At 70.3% G+C, this 17,461-nt stretch carries 17 protein-coding genes and 1 other RNA gene; 7 read left to right on the top strand and 11 right to left on the bottom strand.

Features of this window, described 5'->3' with window-relative positions; translation table 11 throughout:
- Positions 1 to 38 precede the first annotated feature (38 nt).
- The 7 genes from MFF42_RS13045 to MFF42_RS13015 all read right to left on the bottom strand — a co-directional run bounded on the left by MFF42_RS13045 (position 39) and on the right by MFF42_RS13015 (position 4,559).
- Positions 39 to 1,031, bottom strand: coding sequence for a MotA/TolQ/ExbB proton channel family protein (locus tag MFF42_RS13045; protein WP_238256106.1), 993 nt, complete (start codon positions 1,029 to 1,031; stop codon positions 39 to 41).
- A gap of 649 nt (positions 1,032 to 1,680) precedes the next feature.
- Positions 1,681 to 2,502, bottom strand: coding sequence for a TIGR00282 family metallophosphoesterase (locus MFF42_RS13040; RefSeq protein ID WP_238256105.1), 822 nt, complete (start codon positions 2,500 to 2,502; stop codon positions 1,681 to 1,683).
- A 12-nt stretch (positions 2,503 to 2,514) separates the two neighbouring features.
- Positions 2,515 to 3,105 carry a 5-formyltetrahydrofolate cyclo-ligase gene (locus tag MFF42_RS13035; RefSeq protein ID WP_238256104.1) on the bottom strand — a complete coding sequence of 197 codons (591 nt, stop codon included), beginning with the start codon at positions 3,103 to 3,105 and terminating at the stop codon, positions 2,515 to 2,517.
- Positions 3,095 to 3,251, bottom strand: a non-coding RNA gene (ssrS, locus tag MFF42_RS13030) — 6S RNA. Before ssrS ends, MFF42_RS13035 begins: the two co-directional genes overlap by 11 nt.
- Before the next feature lie 97 nt (positions 3,252 to 3,348).
- Positions 3,349 to 3,774 (bottom strand): DUF2267 domain-containing protein, encoded by a 426-nt coding sequence (locus MFF42_RS13025; RefSeq protein WP_238256103.1) that lies wholly within the window; start codon positions 3,772 to 3,774, stop codon positions 3,349 to 3,351.
- 58 nt (positions 3,775 to 3,832) lie between these two features.
- The gene (locus MFF42_RS13020; protein WP_238256102.1) at positions 3,833 to 4,192 is read right to left on the bottom strand and encodes a cell division protein ZapA; all 360 of its coding nucleotides are present in this window, start codon (positions 4,190 to 4,192) and stop codon (positions 3,833 to 3,835) included.
- A gap of 22 nt (positions 4,193 to 4,214) precedes the next feature.
- On the bottom strand, positions 4,215 to 4,559 hold the full coding sequence (locus tag MFF42_RS13015; RefSeq protein ID WP_306423534.1) for a DUF4164 family protein: 345 nt from the start codon (positions 4,557 to 4,559) through the stop codon (positions 4,215 to 4,217).
- A 477-nt stretch (positions 4,560 to 5,036) separates the two neighbouring features.
- Here MFF42_RS13015 and gap point away from each other — a divergent pair, with 477 nt between their 5' ends.
- From gap to MFF42_RS13000, 3 genes are all read left to right on the top strand, one after another.
- Positions 5,037 to 6,044, top strand: coding sequence for a type I glyceraldehyde-3-phosphate dehydrogenase (gene gap, locus MFF42_RS13010; protein ID WP_238256100.1), 1,008 nt, complete (start codon positions 5,037 to 5,039; stop codon positions 6,042 to 6,044).
- A 113-nt stretch (positions 6,045 to 6,157) separates the two neighbouring features.
- Positions 6,158 to 6,676, top strand: coding sequence for a hypothetical protein (locus MFF42_RS13005; protein WP_238256099.1), 519 nt, complete (start codon positions 6,158 to 6,160; stop codon positions 6,674 to 6,676).
- 18 nt (positions 6,677 to 6,694) lie between these two features.
- Positions 6,695 to 7,897: a phosphoglycerate kinase gene (locus tag MFF42_RS13000; RefSeq protein WP_238256098.1), complete on the top strand. Its 1,203-nt coding sequence runs from the start codon at positions 6,695 to 6,697 to the stop codon at positions 7,895 to 7,897.
- Between the two features lie 235 nt (positions 7,898 to 8,132).
- On the opposite strand, the gene argF is transcribed toward MFF42_RS13000, so the two are convergent.
- The 4 genes from argF to MFF42_RS12980 form a co-directional block, all read right to left on the bottom strand.
- Positions 8,133 to 9,083, bottom strand: coding sequence for an ornithine carbamoyltransferase (gene argF / locus MFF42_RS12995; protein ID WP_238256097.1), 951 nt, complete (start codon positions 9,081 to 9,083; stop codon positions 8,133 to 8,135).
- 28 nt (positions 9,084 to 9,111) lie between these two features.
- Positions 9,112 to 10,302 (bottom strand): aspartate aminotransferase family protein, encoded by a 1,191-nt coding sequence (locus MFF42_RS12990; protein ID WP_238256096.1) that lies wholly within the window; start codon positions 10,300 to 10,302, stop codon positions 9,112 to 9,114.
- Positions 10,303 to 10,480: 178 nt separating this feature from the next.
- Entirely contained in the window at positions 10,481 to 11,443 is a 963-nt protein-coding gene (locus MFF42_RS12985; protein WP_238256095.1) for a helix-turn-helix transcriptional regulator, read from the bottom strand.
- A 336-nt stretch (positions 11,444 to 11,779) separates the two neighbouring features.
- Positions 11,780 to 11,998, bottom strand: coding sequence for a hypothetical protein (locus tag MFF42_RS12980; protein WP_017484092.1), 219 nt, complete (start codon positions 11,996 to 11,998; stop codon positions 11,780 to 11,782).
- Positions 11,999 to 12,473: 475 nt separating this feature from the next.
- Between MFF42_RS12980 and MFF42_RS12975 the strand changes: the two genes are divergently transcribed.
- The 4 genes from MFF42_RS12975 (at position 12,474) to MFF42_RS12960 (ending at position 17,256) form a co-directional block, all read left to right on the top strand.
- Positions 12,474 to 13,769, top strand: coding sequence for an HlyD family secretion protein (locus MFF42_RS12975; protein WP_238256094.1), 1,296 nt, complete (start codon positions 12,474 to 12,476; stop codon positions 13,767 to 13,769).
- Positions 13,766 to 15,937: a peptidase domain-containing ABC transporter gene (locus MFF42_RS12970; RefSeq protein ID WP_238256093.1), complete on the top strand. Its 2,172-nt coding sequence runs from the start codon at positions 13,766 to 13,768 to the stop codon at positions 15,935 to 15,937. The genes MFF42_RS12975 and MFF42_RS12970 overlap by 4 nt, the downstream gene beginning before the upstream one ends.
- A gap of 87 nt (positions 15,938 to 16,024) precedes the next feature.
- Positions 16,025 to 16,498, top strand: a complete 474-nt coding sequence (locus tag MFF42_RS12965; protein ID WP_238256092.1) for a RidA family protein — start codon at positions 16,025 to 16,027, stop codon at positions 16,496 to 16,498.
- Positions 16,495 to 17,256 (top strand): glycerophosphodiester phosphodiesterase family protein, encoded by a 762-nt coding sequence (locus MFF42_RS12960; RefSeq protein ID WP_238256091.1) that lies wholly within the window; start codon positions 16,495 to 16,497, stop codon positions 17,254 to 17,256. Before MFF42_RS12965 ends, MFF42_RS12960 begins: the two co-directional genes overlap by 4 nt.
- Positions 17,257 to 17,461 lie beyond the last annotated feature (205 nt).

Below are 17,461 nucleotides of genomic sequence, written 5' to 3'. Positions count from 1 at the left end.
TTTTCCGAAAGCCGGCGACCACCGTTCGGGATGATGCTCTAATTGACCTTCTCGCGGGCCAGCCGGTCGAGCACCTGCTTCAGCTCGCGCTCGCGGGCCGCCTGGGCCTCGACCCAGTCGCGGATCATCTGCTGCTCGGCGCGCATGTGCTGCACGAGTCCCTGGATGCCCTCGGCCAGATTGGTCATGGCCTGGGTCGCACCGCGGCCGCCGGCGCCCTCGGCGATGACGCCGCTCAACCGGTCCACGGCGGCTTGCAGCTCGCGGGCGATGGCCGGGTCGTGCTCCGGCGCCGGGCGCGCGGCTACGGCGGCAGTGGCGACCGCCTGCTCCTCGCCGGAGACGAGCCAGTCCTCCAGTTCGTTATGGAAGCGCGAATGGGCCTGCCCCGCCTGGAGGTCGAGGAAGCCGACGATCAGCGAGGAGGCGAGGCCGAACAGCGAGGCGGAGAAGGCGAGGCCGATCCCGGAGAGCGGGACCGCGAGCCCGCTCTTGAGTTCGTCGAACATCACCGCCGCGTCGCCGCCGCCGCGCATGCCGCCGATCACCGAGCCCACCGCCGAGAGCGTCTCGATCAGGCCCCAGAAGGTGCCGAGCAGGCCGAGCAGGATCAGGATGCCCGCGATGTAGCGCAGGATCTCGCGGCCCTCGTCGAGCCGCACGGCGGTGGTGTCGAGATGCGCGCGGGTGCTCGACAGGGTCATCCCCTCGCGCCGGGCGGTGATCGCCGGCAGCAGGGGCGCGAGCAGGGTCGGCCGGTCCTTCGGGTTCTGCCCGGCCGCCACCGCGTTGACGTAGCGCACCTCGCGAAACAGCCGCGTCACCTGCCCGAAGGCGAGGAGCACGGCGATCAGCAGCACGCCGAGGATCAGCCCGTTCAGACCCGGATTGGCGAGGAAGGCTGGCGTGATCTGCTTGTAGAGGACGAAGGCGAGGAAGCCCGCGAGCGCCAGGAACACCAGCATCCGCACCAGCGTCATGCCGGGCTTGGCGAGGGGAGGCGTGTCGGAGGACGCGGAACGGGCCGCCATCGGGTCCATACTCGTGTTGAGGCCACCGCGGATGCGATGGAGAAGTATCCTCCTGCTCGCACCTTGGCTGCAGCCGCCTGAGTGATCAAGCGCAGATGTCTGCCTTCTAAACTTTCACAATTGGCTTCATGTGAAGCGCTTCGGCAGCAGCCCTAAGAGCGGCACTACTTCATCCCCGTCGAATTCCATGAATTTATCGAAAATAAGACGGCGGCATCTCCAGTGTTATTCCAAACTGCACGATTTAAATTCCAGTAAATGCGATGTATAACTCGCCCATTTTCGAAATCTGAACTGTCCGTCCCCGGTCTTGTGAACAAGACAATTATGCTTCCAGCATTTACATTCACGTCCGGAAACCAGAAAAAATTCCTTAGACGAGAAGAAATATGATCGGCGCCAAAAAATGTAGTATCTGCTAACGCATAAAAATTGAGGCTACAATCATTGATCGCGCGCAGTACGACATATTCCTTGCTATAGTCGCCTTTTCCATGAATCGAGAGTATTTTCAGATCCATCTGATACTCCGCAATCAGAAAATTCGTATCAGCAAGCGAAGCCGGATTCGCCTGCCACACAGAATATTAGCTCTAGGTTGCGAATTTCAACGCGATCTGGTCGATTGGACACGCCATTCATAAAATGACTAATCCCACTCGCGCGGCCAGGTCTCCTCCAGATGCGGCCCAAGCCGGACCGCCCAGACGCGCTTGGCCAATCCCGTCGCGTCGTCGGTTTCGACCGCGACGCCGCACAGGGTGCCCTCGCCGGTGGCCGCTTCGAGCCGCGAGCCCGGCGTCTTCTGCAGGAAGCGGCGCACCGGCTCGTCCTTCTGCATGCCGAGGATCGAATCGTAGTCGCCGCACATGCCGGCATCGGAGAGATAGGCGGTGCCGCCGGGCAGGATGCGGTGGTCCCCGGTCGGCGCGTGGGTGTGGGTGCCGACGACGAGGCTGGCGCGGCCGTCGAGGAAATGCGCCATGGCCTGCTTCTCGCTGGTGGCCTCGGCGTGGACATCGACGATCACCGCGTCCGCCGCCGCCCCGAGGGGGCAGGCCTCCAGCTCCCGGTCGGCCGCGGTGAAGGGATCGTCGAGGGGGTCGAGATAGAGGCGGCCCATGACGTTGACCACGAGCACGCGGGCGCCGCGGGCCGTCTCGATCACCGTCGCGCCGCGGCCGGGGGTGCCGGGCGGGTAGTTCGCCGGCCGGATCAGCCGCGGCTGGCGGGCGATGAAGACGAGCGCCTCGCGCTGGTCGAAGGAGTGATTGCCGAGCGTCACCGCGTCGGCGCCGGCCTGGAGGATCTCGTCGCAGATCGATTCGGTGATGCCGAAGCCGCCGGCGGCGTTCTCGCCGTTGATCACCACGCAATCGAGGCGCCAGCGCTCGCGCAGGCCGGGCAGCCGGTCGGCGACGGCGTGGCGGCCGGGGCGTCCGACGATGTCGCCGAGGAAGAGGATGCGCATCGTATCGAGGAATCAGCTTTGCCGGAGCGGCACGGGTCCGGTCTCGGTCACGAGATGGTCGAGGGGGCGGTCGTGCGGCTCGGCCGGGACGCGCTCGATCTCCTGGACCGAGAAGGCGATGCCGACCGTCAGCACGGGGCCGTTCTGGGACAGGCGCTCGATCGCCTGATCGTAGTAGCCCGCGCCGTAGCCGATGCGCTGGCCCGCGCGGTCGAAGGCGGCGAGCGGCACGATCAGGGCGGTGGGGTCGAGCGGCGGCAGGTCGTCGCGGGGCTCGCTGAGGCCGAAGCCGCCCTGCACCAGTTCCTCGCCCGCGCGCCACTCGCGGAAGACGAGACCCTGCTTCGTGACTTTGGGGAGAGCAACACGCTGGCCGCGGGCGAACAGGCGCTCGATCAGCGGGCGCGGGTCGATCTCGCTGCGGATCGGCCAGAAGGCGCCGACCAGCGGCGCCTGCGCGAGTTGGGGTATCGCCGCGATGGTCTCGGCGGCGGCGAGGGACCCGACGGCGCGGGCCTCGGGGGAGAGCGCGTCGCGGCGCGCCAGCGCCTCGGCGCGGAGGCTCGCCTTGAGCGAGCGTTCGGGGGAAGAGTGCGGAGCCACCTGAGCCGTTGGAGTGTCGATCCCGGGAAACCTACAGAGTAGGTGGGCGCCGTGTTGGCCAAGTCCACGGACGAGGCCAGTGACAGCTCCCTAGGGAGTCGATAAGGCCCCGGGGAAAGTTCTCCTGACGAACCCTGCAGCCCCGCCCGCCAGAGATAGACGTGCCGGGGCCCGGGCGCCAGGGGCTGAACGCGATGCAGGCACGATTTTCGAAGCCGGCGCGATTGTCCGGTCCGAAGGCCATCATGGGTCGATGTGCCAGAAGGCGCGGGCCGGCTCCGGCAGGTCGGCGAGCGCGCGGCGACGAGCTTCCCGATCCACGTGCGCCCACAGCACTCCGGCCAGCGCCGCGATCGAGCCGTCCGGGGAGCAGTTGTGGTCGGCGCGCACGCCGCGAACCTCCTCCTCCAACGCTGCCCGCTCTTCGAAGGGGCGGGGAGGTTCGTCGGGGTTCCAGCCCTCCACGAAGATCGCCCGAAGCACCGGGGGCAGCGCGGCGGCGAAGATCAGGCCCTGCCGGGCGCTCAGACGGCGGCGGAAGACGACGAAGACGCCGTAGAGAGTCGCGTAGGTCTGGTTCGTGGTGGCGTGATCGAGGGTCGCGCGGGCGGCGAGCATGAAGTGCTCGAAGTCGCGCGAGGCCCGCCAGCATTCCTGCGGGACGGTCATCGGCGGGCTCCGGGTCCGGCGGTGTCGGGGCCGAACCTCGCACGCTCCGCCGCTCCGGTCAGCCCCCGCCCTGGCCCGGCGTCTGTCCCACGGACTGCCCCGACAGTGCCCGGGCCAGCCGGTCGATGCGCTCGGCGGCGACGCCGACGCCGCTGGCGAGCCGCGCCTGCTCGGCGGCGCCCTGGGCGGCATTCCGCTCCAGGTCGGCGATGCGCCGTTGCGCCTCGTGCAGCTCGTCGGCGAGCGTCAGCGAGGCCATGACGTGCAGGCGCATGTCGCCGATCTCGCCGAAGGCGGCGCGCATCTGCGTGACCCGCTCGTCGAAGGTCTGGGCGAGGGCGGAGAGATGATCCTCCTCGCCAGGGCCGCAGGCCATCCGGTAGCTCTTGCCCGCGATGGTGACGTTGACGTGCGGCATCCGGCTTGAACCTGACTCGAACTCAGCGTCCGGCGGGGCCGGACAGCACGTCTTCCACCGTCTCGATGGCGCGATCGAGGCGGCGGTTCACCTCGCCGGTGGTGCTCGTCATCCGGGCGAGCCGCGCGCCCGCCGCGTCGAGCTCGGCGGCCAGCCGCACCCGGTCCTCCTCCAGCAGGGCGAACTCGGTCTCGCGGTCGCCGCGGCTGCGCTCGGCCTCGAGCTTGCGGGCCACCGCCGTCTCGAGCAGCGCCAGCGCCGTGTCGAGCCGGTGCAGCGCCTCCTCCAGGCCGCCGCCGTCCTGCCCCGCTGCCTGCCCCGTCGCGTGCCCCTTGGCCTGCGTCACCCTTGTCTCCGTTCGCGCCATATCCACCCGCGCCATGTCCACCCGTCGGTCGTCGCTTCGTCGGAGCCTGCCACGGAACGCGTTCCGCGTCGTCGCGGCGAGGACGCAAACGGCCGGAGGCGGAGGGACTTCCGCGGTACTCCGAATCCTCGCTGCGAACAGGTTTCAGCCAAGAGCATTCGAAATTCCAGCCGATTCACAGGCCTGCCCACGATCTTTGACAGGCCCCGGCGCCATGTTAGAGAGCCCGCGCCCGGCCCCGATCCCCCGGCGCGGGGCCGCCCGACGGATTCCCAGAACCGTGACCCTTCCAGGCTCCCCGCTCAGACCGTCCGCCGACCGGACGGGTGCGGGCCGCCTTCCGGTTCATCCCCCGTTCAGTACCGCCCCGCTTGGAGCGGTCTCACCGTCATCGGACGCCGCGCGCGCAGGCTGCCGGCCGACCCGACCTGTTTCCCATCGGCGCGCGGATGCGCCCCATTTCGAAGGAGTCACGCCGTGACCGTCAAGGTTGCCATCAACGGGTTCGGGCGCATCGGCCGCAACGTGCTGCGCGCCATCGTCGAGGCCGGCCGCACCGACATCGAGGTCGTTGCCATCAACGATCTCGGCCCGGTCGAGACCAACGCCCACCTCCTGCGCTACGATTCCGTGCACGGCCGCTTCCCGGCCGAGGTCGCGGTGGACGGCGACGACATCGTCATCAACGGCAAGCGCATCCGCGTCACCGCCGTGCGCAACCCGGCCGAGCTGCCCCACCGCGACCTCGGCGTCGAGGTCGCCATGGAGTGCACCGGCATCTTCACCTCGAAGGACAAGGCCAAGGCGCATCTCGACGCGGGCGCCAAGCGCGTCCTCGTCTCGGCGCCCGCCGACGGCGCCGACCTGACCGTGGTCTACGGCGTGAACCACGAGGGGCTCACCGCCGACCACCTCGTCGTCTCGAACGCGTCGTGCACCACGAACTGCCTCGCCCCGGTCGCCAAGGTGCTTAACGAGACGGTGGGCATCGAGCGCGGCTTCATGACCACGATCCACTCCTACACCAACGATCAGCCCTCGCTGGATCAGATGCACAAGGATCTCTACCGGGCGCGCGCCGCCGCGCTCTCGATGATCCCGACCTCGACGGGTGCGGCCAAGGCCGTCGGCCTCGTGCTGCCGGAGCTGAAGGGCAAGCTCGACGGCACCGCGATCCGCGTGCCGACCCCGAACGTCTCGGCGGTCGACCTCGTCTTCACCGCCAAGCGCGAGACCTCGGTCCAGGAGATCAACGACGCGATCAAGGCGGCCGCCGCCGGCCCGCTCAAGGGCGTCCTCGGCGTGACCGACCGGCCGAACGTGTCGATCGACTTCAACCACGATCCGCACTCGTCGACCTTCCACCTCGACCAGACCAAGGTCATGGACGGCACCTTCGTGCGCATCCTGTCCTGGTACGACAACGAGTGGGGCTTCTCGAACCGCATGGCCGACACCGCCGTGGCCATGGCCAAGCTGATCTGACGCTCTAGCTACGCTTCCACGGGGACGGCCGACCGTTCGGACCGGCCGCCCCCGAAGGCCTTCGCGTTTTTTAAGGCGAGCCCGGCTCGCCGAAGATCCAAGGTGCGTGAGCGATGACCGAGACTTCGCCGGCCAAGCCTTCCGGGGGCGACTTCATTCCCCCGACCTCGTCCTCCACGCCGACCGCTGCGCCGCCCGTCGCGACACCGACCCCCGCGGCCCCGCCGCCGAGCGTCGGCAAGGCCGAGCTGCCCGCCTCCGCCATCGGCCACCACGCCGACCAGCTCGCCCGCATCGAGGACAAGACGGCGCGGATCGAGGACAAGTATGCCCGCTCCGAGGCGCTGCTCTCGCGCGTCGAGGAGAAGGTCGAATCCGCCTCCGCCCGGATGAACGACGCGGCCCGCCAGGCCGACCTCTCGTCCCTGCGCAGCGAGGTCCGCACCCTGTCCGACCGGGTCGGCCGCCTGCCCGGCACCGGCGCCCTCGTTCTGACGGCGATCATCACCGCCGTGCTCACCGTCGCGCTGATGGTCGCCGTGCAGCGGCTGAACCTCGACCGGATGCTGCCGCACAGCCTCGGCGGCCAGAACCAGACGAACTCCGCCAATCCCCCGGCGTCCAACCCTTAAGAAGAACCGCACGCAGCCATGACGGATTTCCGCACCCTCGACGATGCCGGCCCGCTTAAGGGCAAGCGCGTGCTGCTGCGCGTCGATCTCAACGTGCCGATGGAGGGCGGCCGCGTCACCGACGCGACCCGGATCGAGCGCGTGGTGCCGACGATCCGCGAGATCGCCGAGGCGGGCGGGCGGGTGATCCTGCTCGCGCATTTCGGCCGCCCCAAGGGCAAGCCGGACCCGAAGGAGTCGCTCAAGCCTCTCCTGCCGACGCTCTCGGAGAAGCTCGGGCGTCCGGTCGCCTTCGGCGAGGACTGCGTCGGCGAGGCCGCAGCCAAGGCCGTCGCCTCGCTGAACGACGGCGACGTGCTGCTCCTCGAAAACACCCGCTACCACGCGGGCGAGGAGAAGAACGAGGCCGCGTTCGCGCAGGCGCTCGCGGAGAACGGCGACCTCTACGTCAACGAGGCGTTCTCCGCCGCCCACCGGGCCCACGCCTCGACCGAGGGGCTCGCCCGCCTGCTCCCGGCCTTTGCCGGTCGCCTGATGCAGGCCGAACTCGACGCGCTCACCAAGGGCCTCGAAGATCCGGCCCGTCCGGTCATCGCCATCGTCGGCGGCGCCAAGGTCTCGACCAAGATCGATCTCCTGGAAAACCTCGTCGCCAAGGTCGACATGCTGGTGATCGGCGGCGGCATGGCCAACACGTTCCTGCACGCGCAAGGGAAGGATGTCGGCAAGTCGCTGTGCGAGAAGGATCTCGCCGAGACCGCCCGGCGCATCCTGGCCGCGGCCAAGGAGAAGAACTGCACCATCATCCTCCCCGTCGATGCGCTGGTCGCCCGCGAGTTCAAGGCGAACGCCGAGAACGAGACCGTGCCGGTCGATGCGGTGCCCTCCGACGCGATGATCCTCGATGTCGGCGCCTCCTCGATCGCCACGATCGACGGCGCCATCGACGAGGCGCGGACGCTGGTCTGGAACGGTCCGCTCGGCGCCTTCGAGCTGACGCCCTTCGACACCGGCACCGTGGCGGTCGCTCAGCACGCCGCCCGGCGGACCAAGGCCGGCCAGCTCGTCAGCGTGGCGGGCGGCGGCGACACCGTGGCGGCCCTCAACCATGCGGGCGTCGGCGAGGATTTCTCCTACGTCTCGACGGCGGGCGGCGCCTTCCTCGAATGGCTGGAGGGCAAGGAACTGCCCGGCGTCGAGGCGCTGCGGGCCAAGAGCTAACACCCGGCTTCACCCTCCCCCCAACGGATCTCGGGCTTGCCCGAGACCCGCAAGTAGGTGCCCAAGTCGGGCAGGCCCGACTTGGGTGGGGGGAGAGTGCCCGCGGAGCGGGCGGGTGAGGGGCCAGCTCAGGTCTTTCCGGAAGCGGCGCTCCCCTCACCCGACCCCCTTCGGGGGCCACCCTCTCCCGCAGAGGGGAGAGGGAGATGCGCGGCCATCGTTGTGTGCTTGGGTGTCAGGCCGCCTCGCCCAGGCACCACGCCAGAATCCCCTTCTGCGCGTGCAGACGGTTCTCGGCCTCGTCGAACACCACCGATTGCGGGCCGTCGATCACCTCGGCGGTGACCTCCTCGCCGCGATGGGCCGGCAGGCAGTGCATGAAGATCGCGTCCTTGGCCGCGGCCTTCATCAGCGCCGCGTCCACGCGGTAGGGCGAGAGCAGGTTGTGGCGGAAGTGCTCGTCGTCGTCGCCCATCGAGACCCAGCAATCGGTCACGACCGCGTCCGCCCCCTCCACCGCCGCGTAGGCGTCGGTGGTGGCGTGAACGCGCGCGCCCTCGCGCTCGGCCCAGGCGACGAGGGCGGGCGGCATCGCCAGCTCGTTCGGCGCGGCGACGTTGAGGGTGAAATCGAACCGCGCCGCGGCGTGGACCCAGCTCGCCAGCACGTTGTTGGCGTCGCCCGACCACGCGACGGTGCGGCCCTTGATCGGTCCGCGATGCTCCTCGAAGGTCAGCACGTCGGCCATGATCTGGCACGGATGCGAGACCTTGGTCAGCGCGTTGATCACCGGCACGGTGGCGTGCTCGGCCAGTTCCACCATCAGGGTGTGGTCGAGGGTGCGGATCACGATCGCGTCGACGAAGCGCGAGAGCACGCGGGCGGTGTCGGCCACCGTCTCGCCGCGGCCGAGCTGCATCTCCTTGCCCGTCAGCATCAGGGTGTCGCCGCCGAGCTCGCGCATCGCCACGTCGAAGGAGACGCGGGTGCGGGTCGAGGGCCGGTCGAACACCATCGCCAGCATCTTGCCGGTGAGCGGTCGCTCCGCCGCGCGCTGGCCCTTCACCCGCGCGCGCTTCATCGCGGCGGAGGCGTCGAGGACGCCGCGCAGGGTCTCGGCCGAGAAGTCCTTCAGGTCGAGGAAGTGGCGGACATGCGGGCCGCCGCCGTTCAGGGTCGTGGTCATCTCACATACTTCGCTCGCGGTCCCACCTTCAGGCGGCACCGCGCATCTGCGCCTCCAGATCGGTCGCCGCGGCCTCCAGCCGGGCCACGGCCTCGTCCACCTCCGCCTCGCCGACGATCAGCGGCGGCAGGAGGCGGATCACGTTGTCGCCCGCCGGAATCACCAGCAGGTGCCGCGCGCGGGCGGCCGCGGCGAACTCGGTGTTCGGCAGGTTGAGCTTGAGGCCGCGCATCAGCCCCTGCCCCCGCAGCTCGGCGAAGACGTGGGGGTGGCGGTCGATCAGCCCGGCGAGCTTCTGGGTCAGCAGCAGGCCCATGCGCTCGACATGCGCGAGGAAGCCGTCCGCCAGCACCACGTCGAGCACGGCGTTGCCCACCGCCATGGCGAGCGGGTTGCCGCCGAAGGTGGTGCCGTGGGTGCCCGCCGTCATGCCGCGGGCGGCCTCCGCCGTGGCGAGGCAGACGCCGAGGGGGAAGCCGCCGCCGATGCCCTTGGCCGCGCTCATGATGTCGGGCGTGACGCCCGACCATTCATGCGCGAAGAACCTGCCCGTGCGCCCGACGCCGGTCTGCACCTCGTCCATGATGAGGAGCAGGCCGTGCGCGTCGCACAGCCCGCGCAGGCGCCGCAGCGTCTCGCCGGGAATCACCCGCAGGCCGCCCTCCCCCTGGATCGGCTCGATCATCAGGGCGGCGGTCTCCGGGCCGATCGCGGCCTCGAGCGCGTCGAAGTCGCCGACCGGCACCTGATCGAAGCCCTCCACCTTCGGGCCGAAGCCCTCGATGTATTTCTGCTGGCCGCCGGCGGCGATGGTCGCGAGCGTGCGGCCGTGGAAGGCGCCCTCGAAGGTGATGATGCGGTAGCGCTCCGGATGGCCGCCGGCCGCATGGTACTTGCGGGCGATCTTGATGGCGGCCTCGTTGGCCTCGGCGCCGGAATTGGCGAAGAAGGCGACGTCGGCGAAGGTCGCGTCCACGAGCCGCCGGCCCAGCCGCTCCCCCTCCGGGATCTGGAACAGGTTCGAGGTGTGCCAGAGCTTTTGCGCCTGCGCCGTCAGCGCCTCCACGAGGTGCGGATGGGCGTGGCCCAGCGCGTTGACGGCGATGCCGGCACCGAAGTCGAGGTAGCGGTCGCCATCCTCGGCGACCAGCCACGCGCCCTCGCCTCGCTCGAAGGCGATCGGCGCGCGGGCATAGGTCGGCAGCAGGGCGGAGGTCACGCGGGTCCGTCTCCTCGGGCTCGATCCGGGGGAAGTCGCCAAAAGAAAGTGCCGCCTCGGGGGACGGGCGGCACGCGCGCGATTACTATGAAACAGGACGCTCCTGTCAATCGCGGCGGCGGCATTGCCGGGCCCGATTCGATCGGAGGTGGTGCCGAACAGCCCCGCGCACGCGGGTTCAGGCCCGCTGCAGCCGCGCCGCCTCGGTCGGCGAGCGCCCGATCACCTTGCGGAAGGTGCGCCCCATCCGCCGCGCATCGGGAAAGCCTGCGCGCTTGGCCGCCTCGCCCAGCGACACCGTTCCGGAGCGGATCAGCGATTGGGCCAGGGTCACGCGCTCGCGCAGGACATATTGATAGGGCGTCACGCCGAAGCTGCCCTTGAAGGCCCGCACGAAGTAGCCCTCGCTGAGGCCCGCCGCCTGCGCCATCTCGCGCAGGGACAGGGGCGCATCGATCCGCTCGGCGACGAGGTCGCGCACCCGCCGCGCCTGCCGGGCGGTGAGCGCCGCGCTCCGGCGCGGGCCGGGGGGCGTCAGCGCACCGGAGGCGCGCAGCACCGCCAGCGCCACGCTGTCCACCAGGAGCGCGTCCGCGGCGGTGTCGTGCCCGCCCGCCTCCTGCCCGAGGGCGGCCAGCAGGTGGAACACGGTCATCCGCTCGGAGAGGTCGCAGGTGAGAGTCGCGAACTCGGCCCGGGCGAGCGGGGCCTCGGTCATCCGCTCCACCGCCGCCGGCATGAAGGCGAGGTAGCGCCCGCGGCAGGGCCCGCTCCAGCGCGTGCTGCCGGCAAAGCCGGGTCCGCGCAGCACGAAGGCGTCGCCGCTCCGCTCGTCCGGCGGCTCGTCCGGTACGGCCGCGTCGCGGAAGGTCAGCCGGGTCCGCCGCTCGCCGTGACGGCCTTCGGGCGCATCGTCGTGCCGAGTACCCTGCCGAGTGCCGTGCCCGTTGCCTTGCAACAGGCCCTGCCAAGTGCCGACGAGGAGGCCGTCCACGCGGTGGGTGCTGTGCCCCGCGGACGCGTAGGCGAAGTCGAGGAAGGCGATGCCGTCGAGGCCGCTGGCGGGGATCTGGCCGAAGATCTGGTCGGGCGGAGCGGAGAGCTCGCCCTGCACGGAGGCGTTGACGAACGGAACGCTCATCGGCCGCTTCGCTCTCCCCGTCTCTGCCGCGTCGAGGCGGCGCGTTTCCCGTCCCGCCGTGTCGCGCGCGGACGCCGGTTTCGGCGGCCGGACGGCGCACGGTCATGCTTGCGGTCGGCCTGGCCAAACGATGCGCCGGCCGATCCCGTTCCTTTGCCGGCCAAGCTGCAGAGCGAGCTGCAGATCGAGCGGCGCATCACGTCGCGCGCGACGCCGCGCACGGGCCGCGCACGACCGATGAACCCTACGGAAGCGATGGGGTCGACCGCTTCCGTAGGGCAGATAGCCCTGAGGTTCGCCCCGATCCGGGGCCGACCTCAGAGGCGACTTGAGGGGCTACTTGCCGAGCACGCCGCCCAGGAGACCACCCACCGCGCCGAGCACGGTGTCGAGGGTGCCGCCGACGAGGCCGCCGACCTGATCGATCGTGCCGGAGACGGCACCGAGTTCCTGGCTGAGATCGAGTTCCACGCCGACGCCGAGAGACAGACCGCCGCCGACCTGATCCAGCTCCGCAGCGTTCAGCTCACGGATGGTGTCAATGTTCTGCTGCATGTGTTCTCCTTAGTCCGTACGATATTGGAAGATCGTTCTGTATTTATGTCTTCCCGTGGAATAAGAGCGGCGTTGCTGCGCTGCTCTGCTAGATAAGGTACGGATATTATTCCGGCAGGCAACCCGGTTTGCGCTCGCGGATCGGAACGGATCGGAACGGAAACGCACTGATGGACAAATCTTGCCCTTCGAAATCACCACCGCTGGTCGTGAAAGCGCAGAGGTGGTCGCCGGCTGGCGGGATCGTTCCCGCGTTCTACGCCTTTCGGCTTTCGTCCGGGGCAGGCCGGGTGGGACATCCGCCGGCCCCGGGGCCGGGGAGCAAAAATTGACCTGCCCGGGGCGGGATCGCCGGCCCGGCCGCGCCGCCGGGTAAAAAGTTGAAATGATTGCGGATTACGACACCCATGCGTCAGAATAACGCAGCCTGCCGCGCTGTCGCAGGCCGGAATGCGGGCTTCGGGGAGGCGCGGCCGTGAACGCGCCGCTCTTCCGCCACGAGGTCGTCGAGGCGCGCCGGAGCGCCTGGCTCGGCGAGGCCCAGGTGGTGCAGCCGCTCTCCGTCCGCGTCGTGGTCGGGCTCTGCCTCGCCTTCGTCGTCCTGGTCGGCCTCTACGCCTGGCTCGGCAGCTACACCCGCCGCGTCCACGCCGACGGCCTGCTCGCGCCCGATATCGGGCTGATCACCGTGGCGAGCCCGCTCGCGGGGCGGGTCAGCGCGTCGGGCGTCAAGGAAGGCGACCGGGTCGAGCGCGGCCAGCTCCTCTTCACCATCGACCTCGACGCGGTCTCCGCCAGCGGCCCGACCCAGGAGCGGGTGATCGCCCAGCTCGGCCGCCAGCGCGAGAGCGTCGAGCGCCAGCGCGCCGCCCGCGCCGCCATGGCCGAGGCGGAGAAGGAGGGCCTGAGGGAGCAGATCGCCAACCTGGAGGCGCAGCGCGCCAAGATCGACGAGCAGCTCGCGCTCCAGGAGAAGCTCGTGCCGCCGCTCAAGGCCCGGGCCGACGAACTCGCCGACCTCGTGACCCGGGGCTTCGCCCGCGCGGCCGACTTCCAGAGCCAGAACTACCTCTACCTCCAGGCGACCTCGCAGCTGGCGCAGTTCCGCCAGGGCGGGCTGCAGGTCGAGGGCAAGCTCGGCGACCTGAAGGCCAAGCTCTCGACCTTCGACGAGACGCTCGCCCGCGACCTCGCCGAACTCGACCGCAGCGCCGCGCAGCTCGAACAGCAGCGGGCCGAGAGCGAGGCGCGCCGCGCCATCGAGGTGCGCGCGCCCGAGCGCGGCATCCTCACCTCGATCCGGGCGCAGGCCGGGCAGACCGTGGCGGCGGGGGCGAGCCTGCTGACGCTGCTGCCGAGCGACGGCCGGATGCAGGCGAACCTGTTCGTGGATTCCTCGGCGATCGGCTTCATCGAGCCGGGCGCCGGCGTGATGCTGCGCTACGCCGCCTTCCCGTTCCAGCGCTTCGGCCTGCACCGGGGCACGGTGACCGAGGTGACCCGCGCGCCGCTCGAAGGCGACGGCGCCGCCCAGCCGGAGGCGGCGCGCGACGCCGCGAAAGGTGCGGGGAAAGGCGGCGTCTACCGCATCATCGTCCGGCCGGACGCCGACAGCGTGACCGCCTACGGCGAGCAGCGGCGGCTCGAGGCCGGGATGCGGGTCGAGGCCGACATCGCGCTGGAGAAGCGCCCGCTCTACCGCTGGCTCCTCGACCCCCTCTACCGCGTCAAGCGCAGCGTCGATCTCGTCACGGAAGGAGGGGAGCGTTGAGTCTGCTGTCGGATCTTCAGTTCGGTTTCCGGCGGCGCCTGCCGGTCGTGCTCCAGGCGGAGGCCGCCGAGTGCGGCATGGCCTGCCTCGCCATGGTGCTGGGCTACCATGGCCGCCGGGTCGATCTCGGAAGCTTGCGCGCCCGCCACGCCCTGTCGCTCAAGGGCATGACCCTGCGAAACCTCATGGACCTGTCGGGCACGATGGGGCTCTCGACGCGGGCGCTGCGGGTGGAGCTGCCCGATCTCGGCCGCCTGCGCCTGCCCTGCATCCTGCACTGGGGGCTCAACCACTTCGTCGTGCTGGCTGCCGTCCGCCGCCGGGAGATCGTGATCCACGATCCCGCCCGCGGGCGCCGCGTTCTGAGCCTCGCCGAAGCCTCGCGGGACTTCACCGGCGTCGCCCTGGAGGTGAGCCCGAACCAGAGCTTCGTGCGGGAGAAGGCGGCACCGGGCCTCACCCTGTCCGACCTGTTCCGGGGCATGGCCGGCATCCGCTCGGCCATGACGCAGATCCTCGTCCTGTCGCTCGGGATCGAACTCGTCGCGATCCTGATGCCGATCGCCTCGCAGATCGTCATCGACGAGGTGATCGTGAACGGCGACCTCGACCTGCTGCTCGTCGTGGCGCTCGGCCTCGCCCTGCTGCTCATGCTGCAACTGGGCCTGGGCGTCGCTCGCAGCTGGGCGATCATGCTGACGGGGACGAAGCTGAACTACCAGTGGTCGGGCTCGCTGTTCGACCACCTCTCGCGGCTGCCGCTCGACTACTTCCAGAAGCGGCATGTCGGCGACGTGATCTCCCGCTTCGGCACGCTGGCCACGATCCAGAAGGGCATCACCACCGACCTCGTCCAGGCGCTCCTCGACGGGCTGATGTCGGTCGGCATGCTGATCATGCTGTTCCTCTACGGCGGCTGGCTCGCCTTCGTGGCGCTCGCCGCCACCGCGCTCAACGCCGGCCTGCGGATCGCCGCCTACAAGGCGTATCGCGAGGGTACCGAGGAGGCGATCGTGGCGGAGGCGCGCCAGCAGAGCCACTTCATCGAGACCGTGCGCGGCATGGCGAGCGTCAAGCTCCTGAACCTGCGCGAGCGCCGCCGCGGCACCTGGATGAACCAGTTCGTGCAGGCGCTGAACGCGCGGCTGCGGCTGCAGCGGCTCGACCTCGTGTTCGGGCGCGGCAACGAGTTCCTGTTCGGCGCCGACCGGCTGATCCTGCTGGTGCTCGGCGCGCGGGCCGTGATCGACCAGTCGATGACGCTCGGCATGCTGGTCGCCTTCCTCGCTTACCGCGACCAGTTCTCGACCCGCATCGGCACCCTGATCCAGTCGGGCTTCCAGCTCCGGATGCTCAACGTGCAGACCGACCGGCTCTCGGACATCGTCATGACCGAGCCGGAGGAGGCCGCCGCACCGATGCCCGCCGCGGCGGCACCGGTCGCAGGTCCTGCCCTCCTCCCCGCCGGGGAGCGTCCGCCGGCCCGCGGCGCGGGCTTGCGCGCCGTCGGCCTGTCCCTGCGCTACGGCGACGACGAGCCCTGGGTGTTCCGCAACCTCGGCCTGGAGGTGCCGCCGGGCCTGAGCCTTGCCATCACCGGCCCCTCGGGCTGCGGCAAAAGTTCGGTGATGAAGATCCTGATGGGCCTGCTGCCGCCCTCCGAGGGCGCGGTGCTGGTCAACGGGCGCGACATCCGCTCCGGGGGCTTGGCCGCCTACCGCGCCCGCATCGCCGGGGTGATGCAGGATGACGGGCTGTTCGCCGGCTCGATCGCCGAGAACATCGCCTGTTTCGACGAGCGGCCCGATCCCGGCTGGATCCGCGAATGTGCGGCGCGTGCCGCGATCCTCGACGACATCGCCCGCACGCCGATGGGGTTCGAGACGCTCGTCGGCGACATGGGCTCGACCCTGTCGGGCGGCCAGCGCCAGCGGGTGATCCTGGCCCGCGCCCTCTACCGGCGCCCGGAGATCCTGTTTCTCGACGAGGCGACGAGCGCGCTCGACGAGCCGACCGAGGCGGTGATCGCCGCCGCGCTCCGCGACCTGAAGATGACGCGGGTCATCGTCGCCCACCGCCCGGCCACCGTGGCCCATGCCGACCTGCGCTACGATTTTTCGGCGGAGGCGCCGCGGGTGGAGGCGCCGGTGACGGAAACCGCTGGTTGAGGGGCTTCGCCATCCCCCCTCCCCCTTGCGAGTCGGCGCTCGCCCGTGCTCAGACCGCCGCAGCGACAAAAGCCTCGGGAGACGGCGATGAACTCGGTCAAGGAACGTCTGGAAGCGCTCGGCCTGAAGCTGCCGAAGGCGGCGGCCCCGGTCGCGAACTACGTCCCTTCCGTCCGCACCGGCAACCTCGTCGTCATCTCCGGCCAGATCTGCTTCGGGCCGGACGGCACCCTCGACCCGGCCCACAAGGGCAAGCTCGGCGCCGAGGTCTCGCCCGAGCAGGGCGTGGCGGCGGCCCGGCTCTGCGCGCTCAACGTGCTGGCCCAGCTCCAGGCGGCGGTGGGCGATCTCGACCACGGCGTCGTGCAATGCGTGCGGCTCGGCGGCTTCATCAACGCCGTGCCGACCTTCGCCGGCCTCGCCCAGATCATGAACGGCGCCTCGGACCTGATGGTCGAGATCCTCGGCGACCGCGGCCGCCACGCCCGCGCGACGGTGGGCGTCGCCGAGCTGCCCCTCGACGCCGCGGTCGAGGTCGAAGCGATGTTCGAGGTCGCGTGAGCGGGATGATGGATCGGGCGCCGGACTGGCTCACCGCCCGCCCGATCGCCCATCGCGGCCTGCACGACCGCGCCGCCGGCATCCCCGAGAACACGCTGGCCGCGGCCGAGGCGGCGGTGGCGGGCGGCTACGCCATCGAGTGCGACGTGCAGCGCAGCGCCGACGGCGAGGCGATGGTGTTCCACGACGAGGCTCTGGGGCGCCTCACGGGCGTCGCCGAACCGGTGGACGCCCGCACGGCGGCCGAACTCGGCACGCTCGCCATCGCCGGCACGGGGGAGCGCATCCCGACCCTGACGGCGTTCCTGGCGAAGATCGCCGGCCGCGTCCCCGTCGTCGTCGAGATCAAGTCCCGCTTCGACGGCGACCGGCGCCTGACCCGCCGCACCGTCGAGGTCGTCGCCGGGCTCGACGCGCCGATCGCGCTCAAATCCTTCGATCCGGGAATCGTCGCGACGCTGGCCGAGATCGCCCCGGACCGGCCCCGCGGCATCGTCGCGGAGGCGAGCCAGGACGATCCGCACTACGCCCTGCTGACGCCGTCGGCGCGGGCCGAATTGTCGGGCCTGCTCCACCTGCATGTGAGCCGCCCGCACTTCCTGTCCTGGCGCGTCGGCGACCTGCCGGGCCCGGTCCCCTATCTCTGCCGCCGCCTCGGGCAGATGCCGGTGATGACCTGGACCGTGCGCACCGAGGCGCAGCGGGCGCTGGCGCAGGAGCACGCGGACCAGATGGTCTTCGAGGGTTTTCGCCCGTAATCGAGGGTTCCCGAAGGGCAAGCCGGTGCAATCGCTTGAAAGCGATTGCACCGGTTCTTTCGCCGGCCTCAGTCGCCGGCGCCCGCCTCCGCGGGCTCAGGCTTTCGCTCCGCTCGATGCTTTCCGGGGCTCCCGCCCCGGAAAGCCCGCTCCGCGCGGCGCTCTTCGCGCCGCGAAGCTGCCAAAGCAGCTTCGAGCGATGGCC

Source organism: Methylorubrum podarium (assembly GCF_022179745.1).
In the GTDB taxonomy this organism is placed as follows: Bacteria; Pseudomonadota; Alphaproteobacteria; order Rhizobiales; family Beijerinckiaceae; genus Methylobacterium; species Methylobacterium podarium.
Note: the sequence above shows the minus strand (reverse complement) of the source record. Positions and strands in the feature narration are given on the sequence as shown.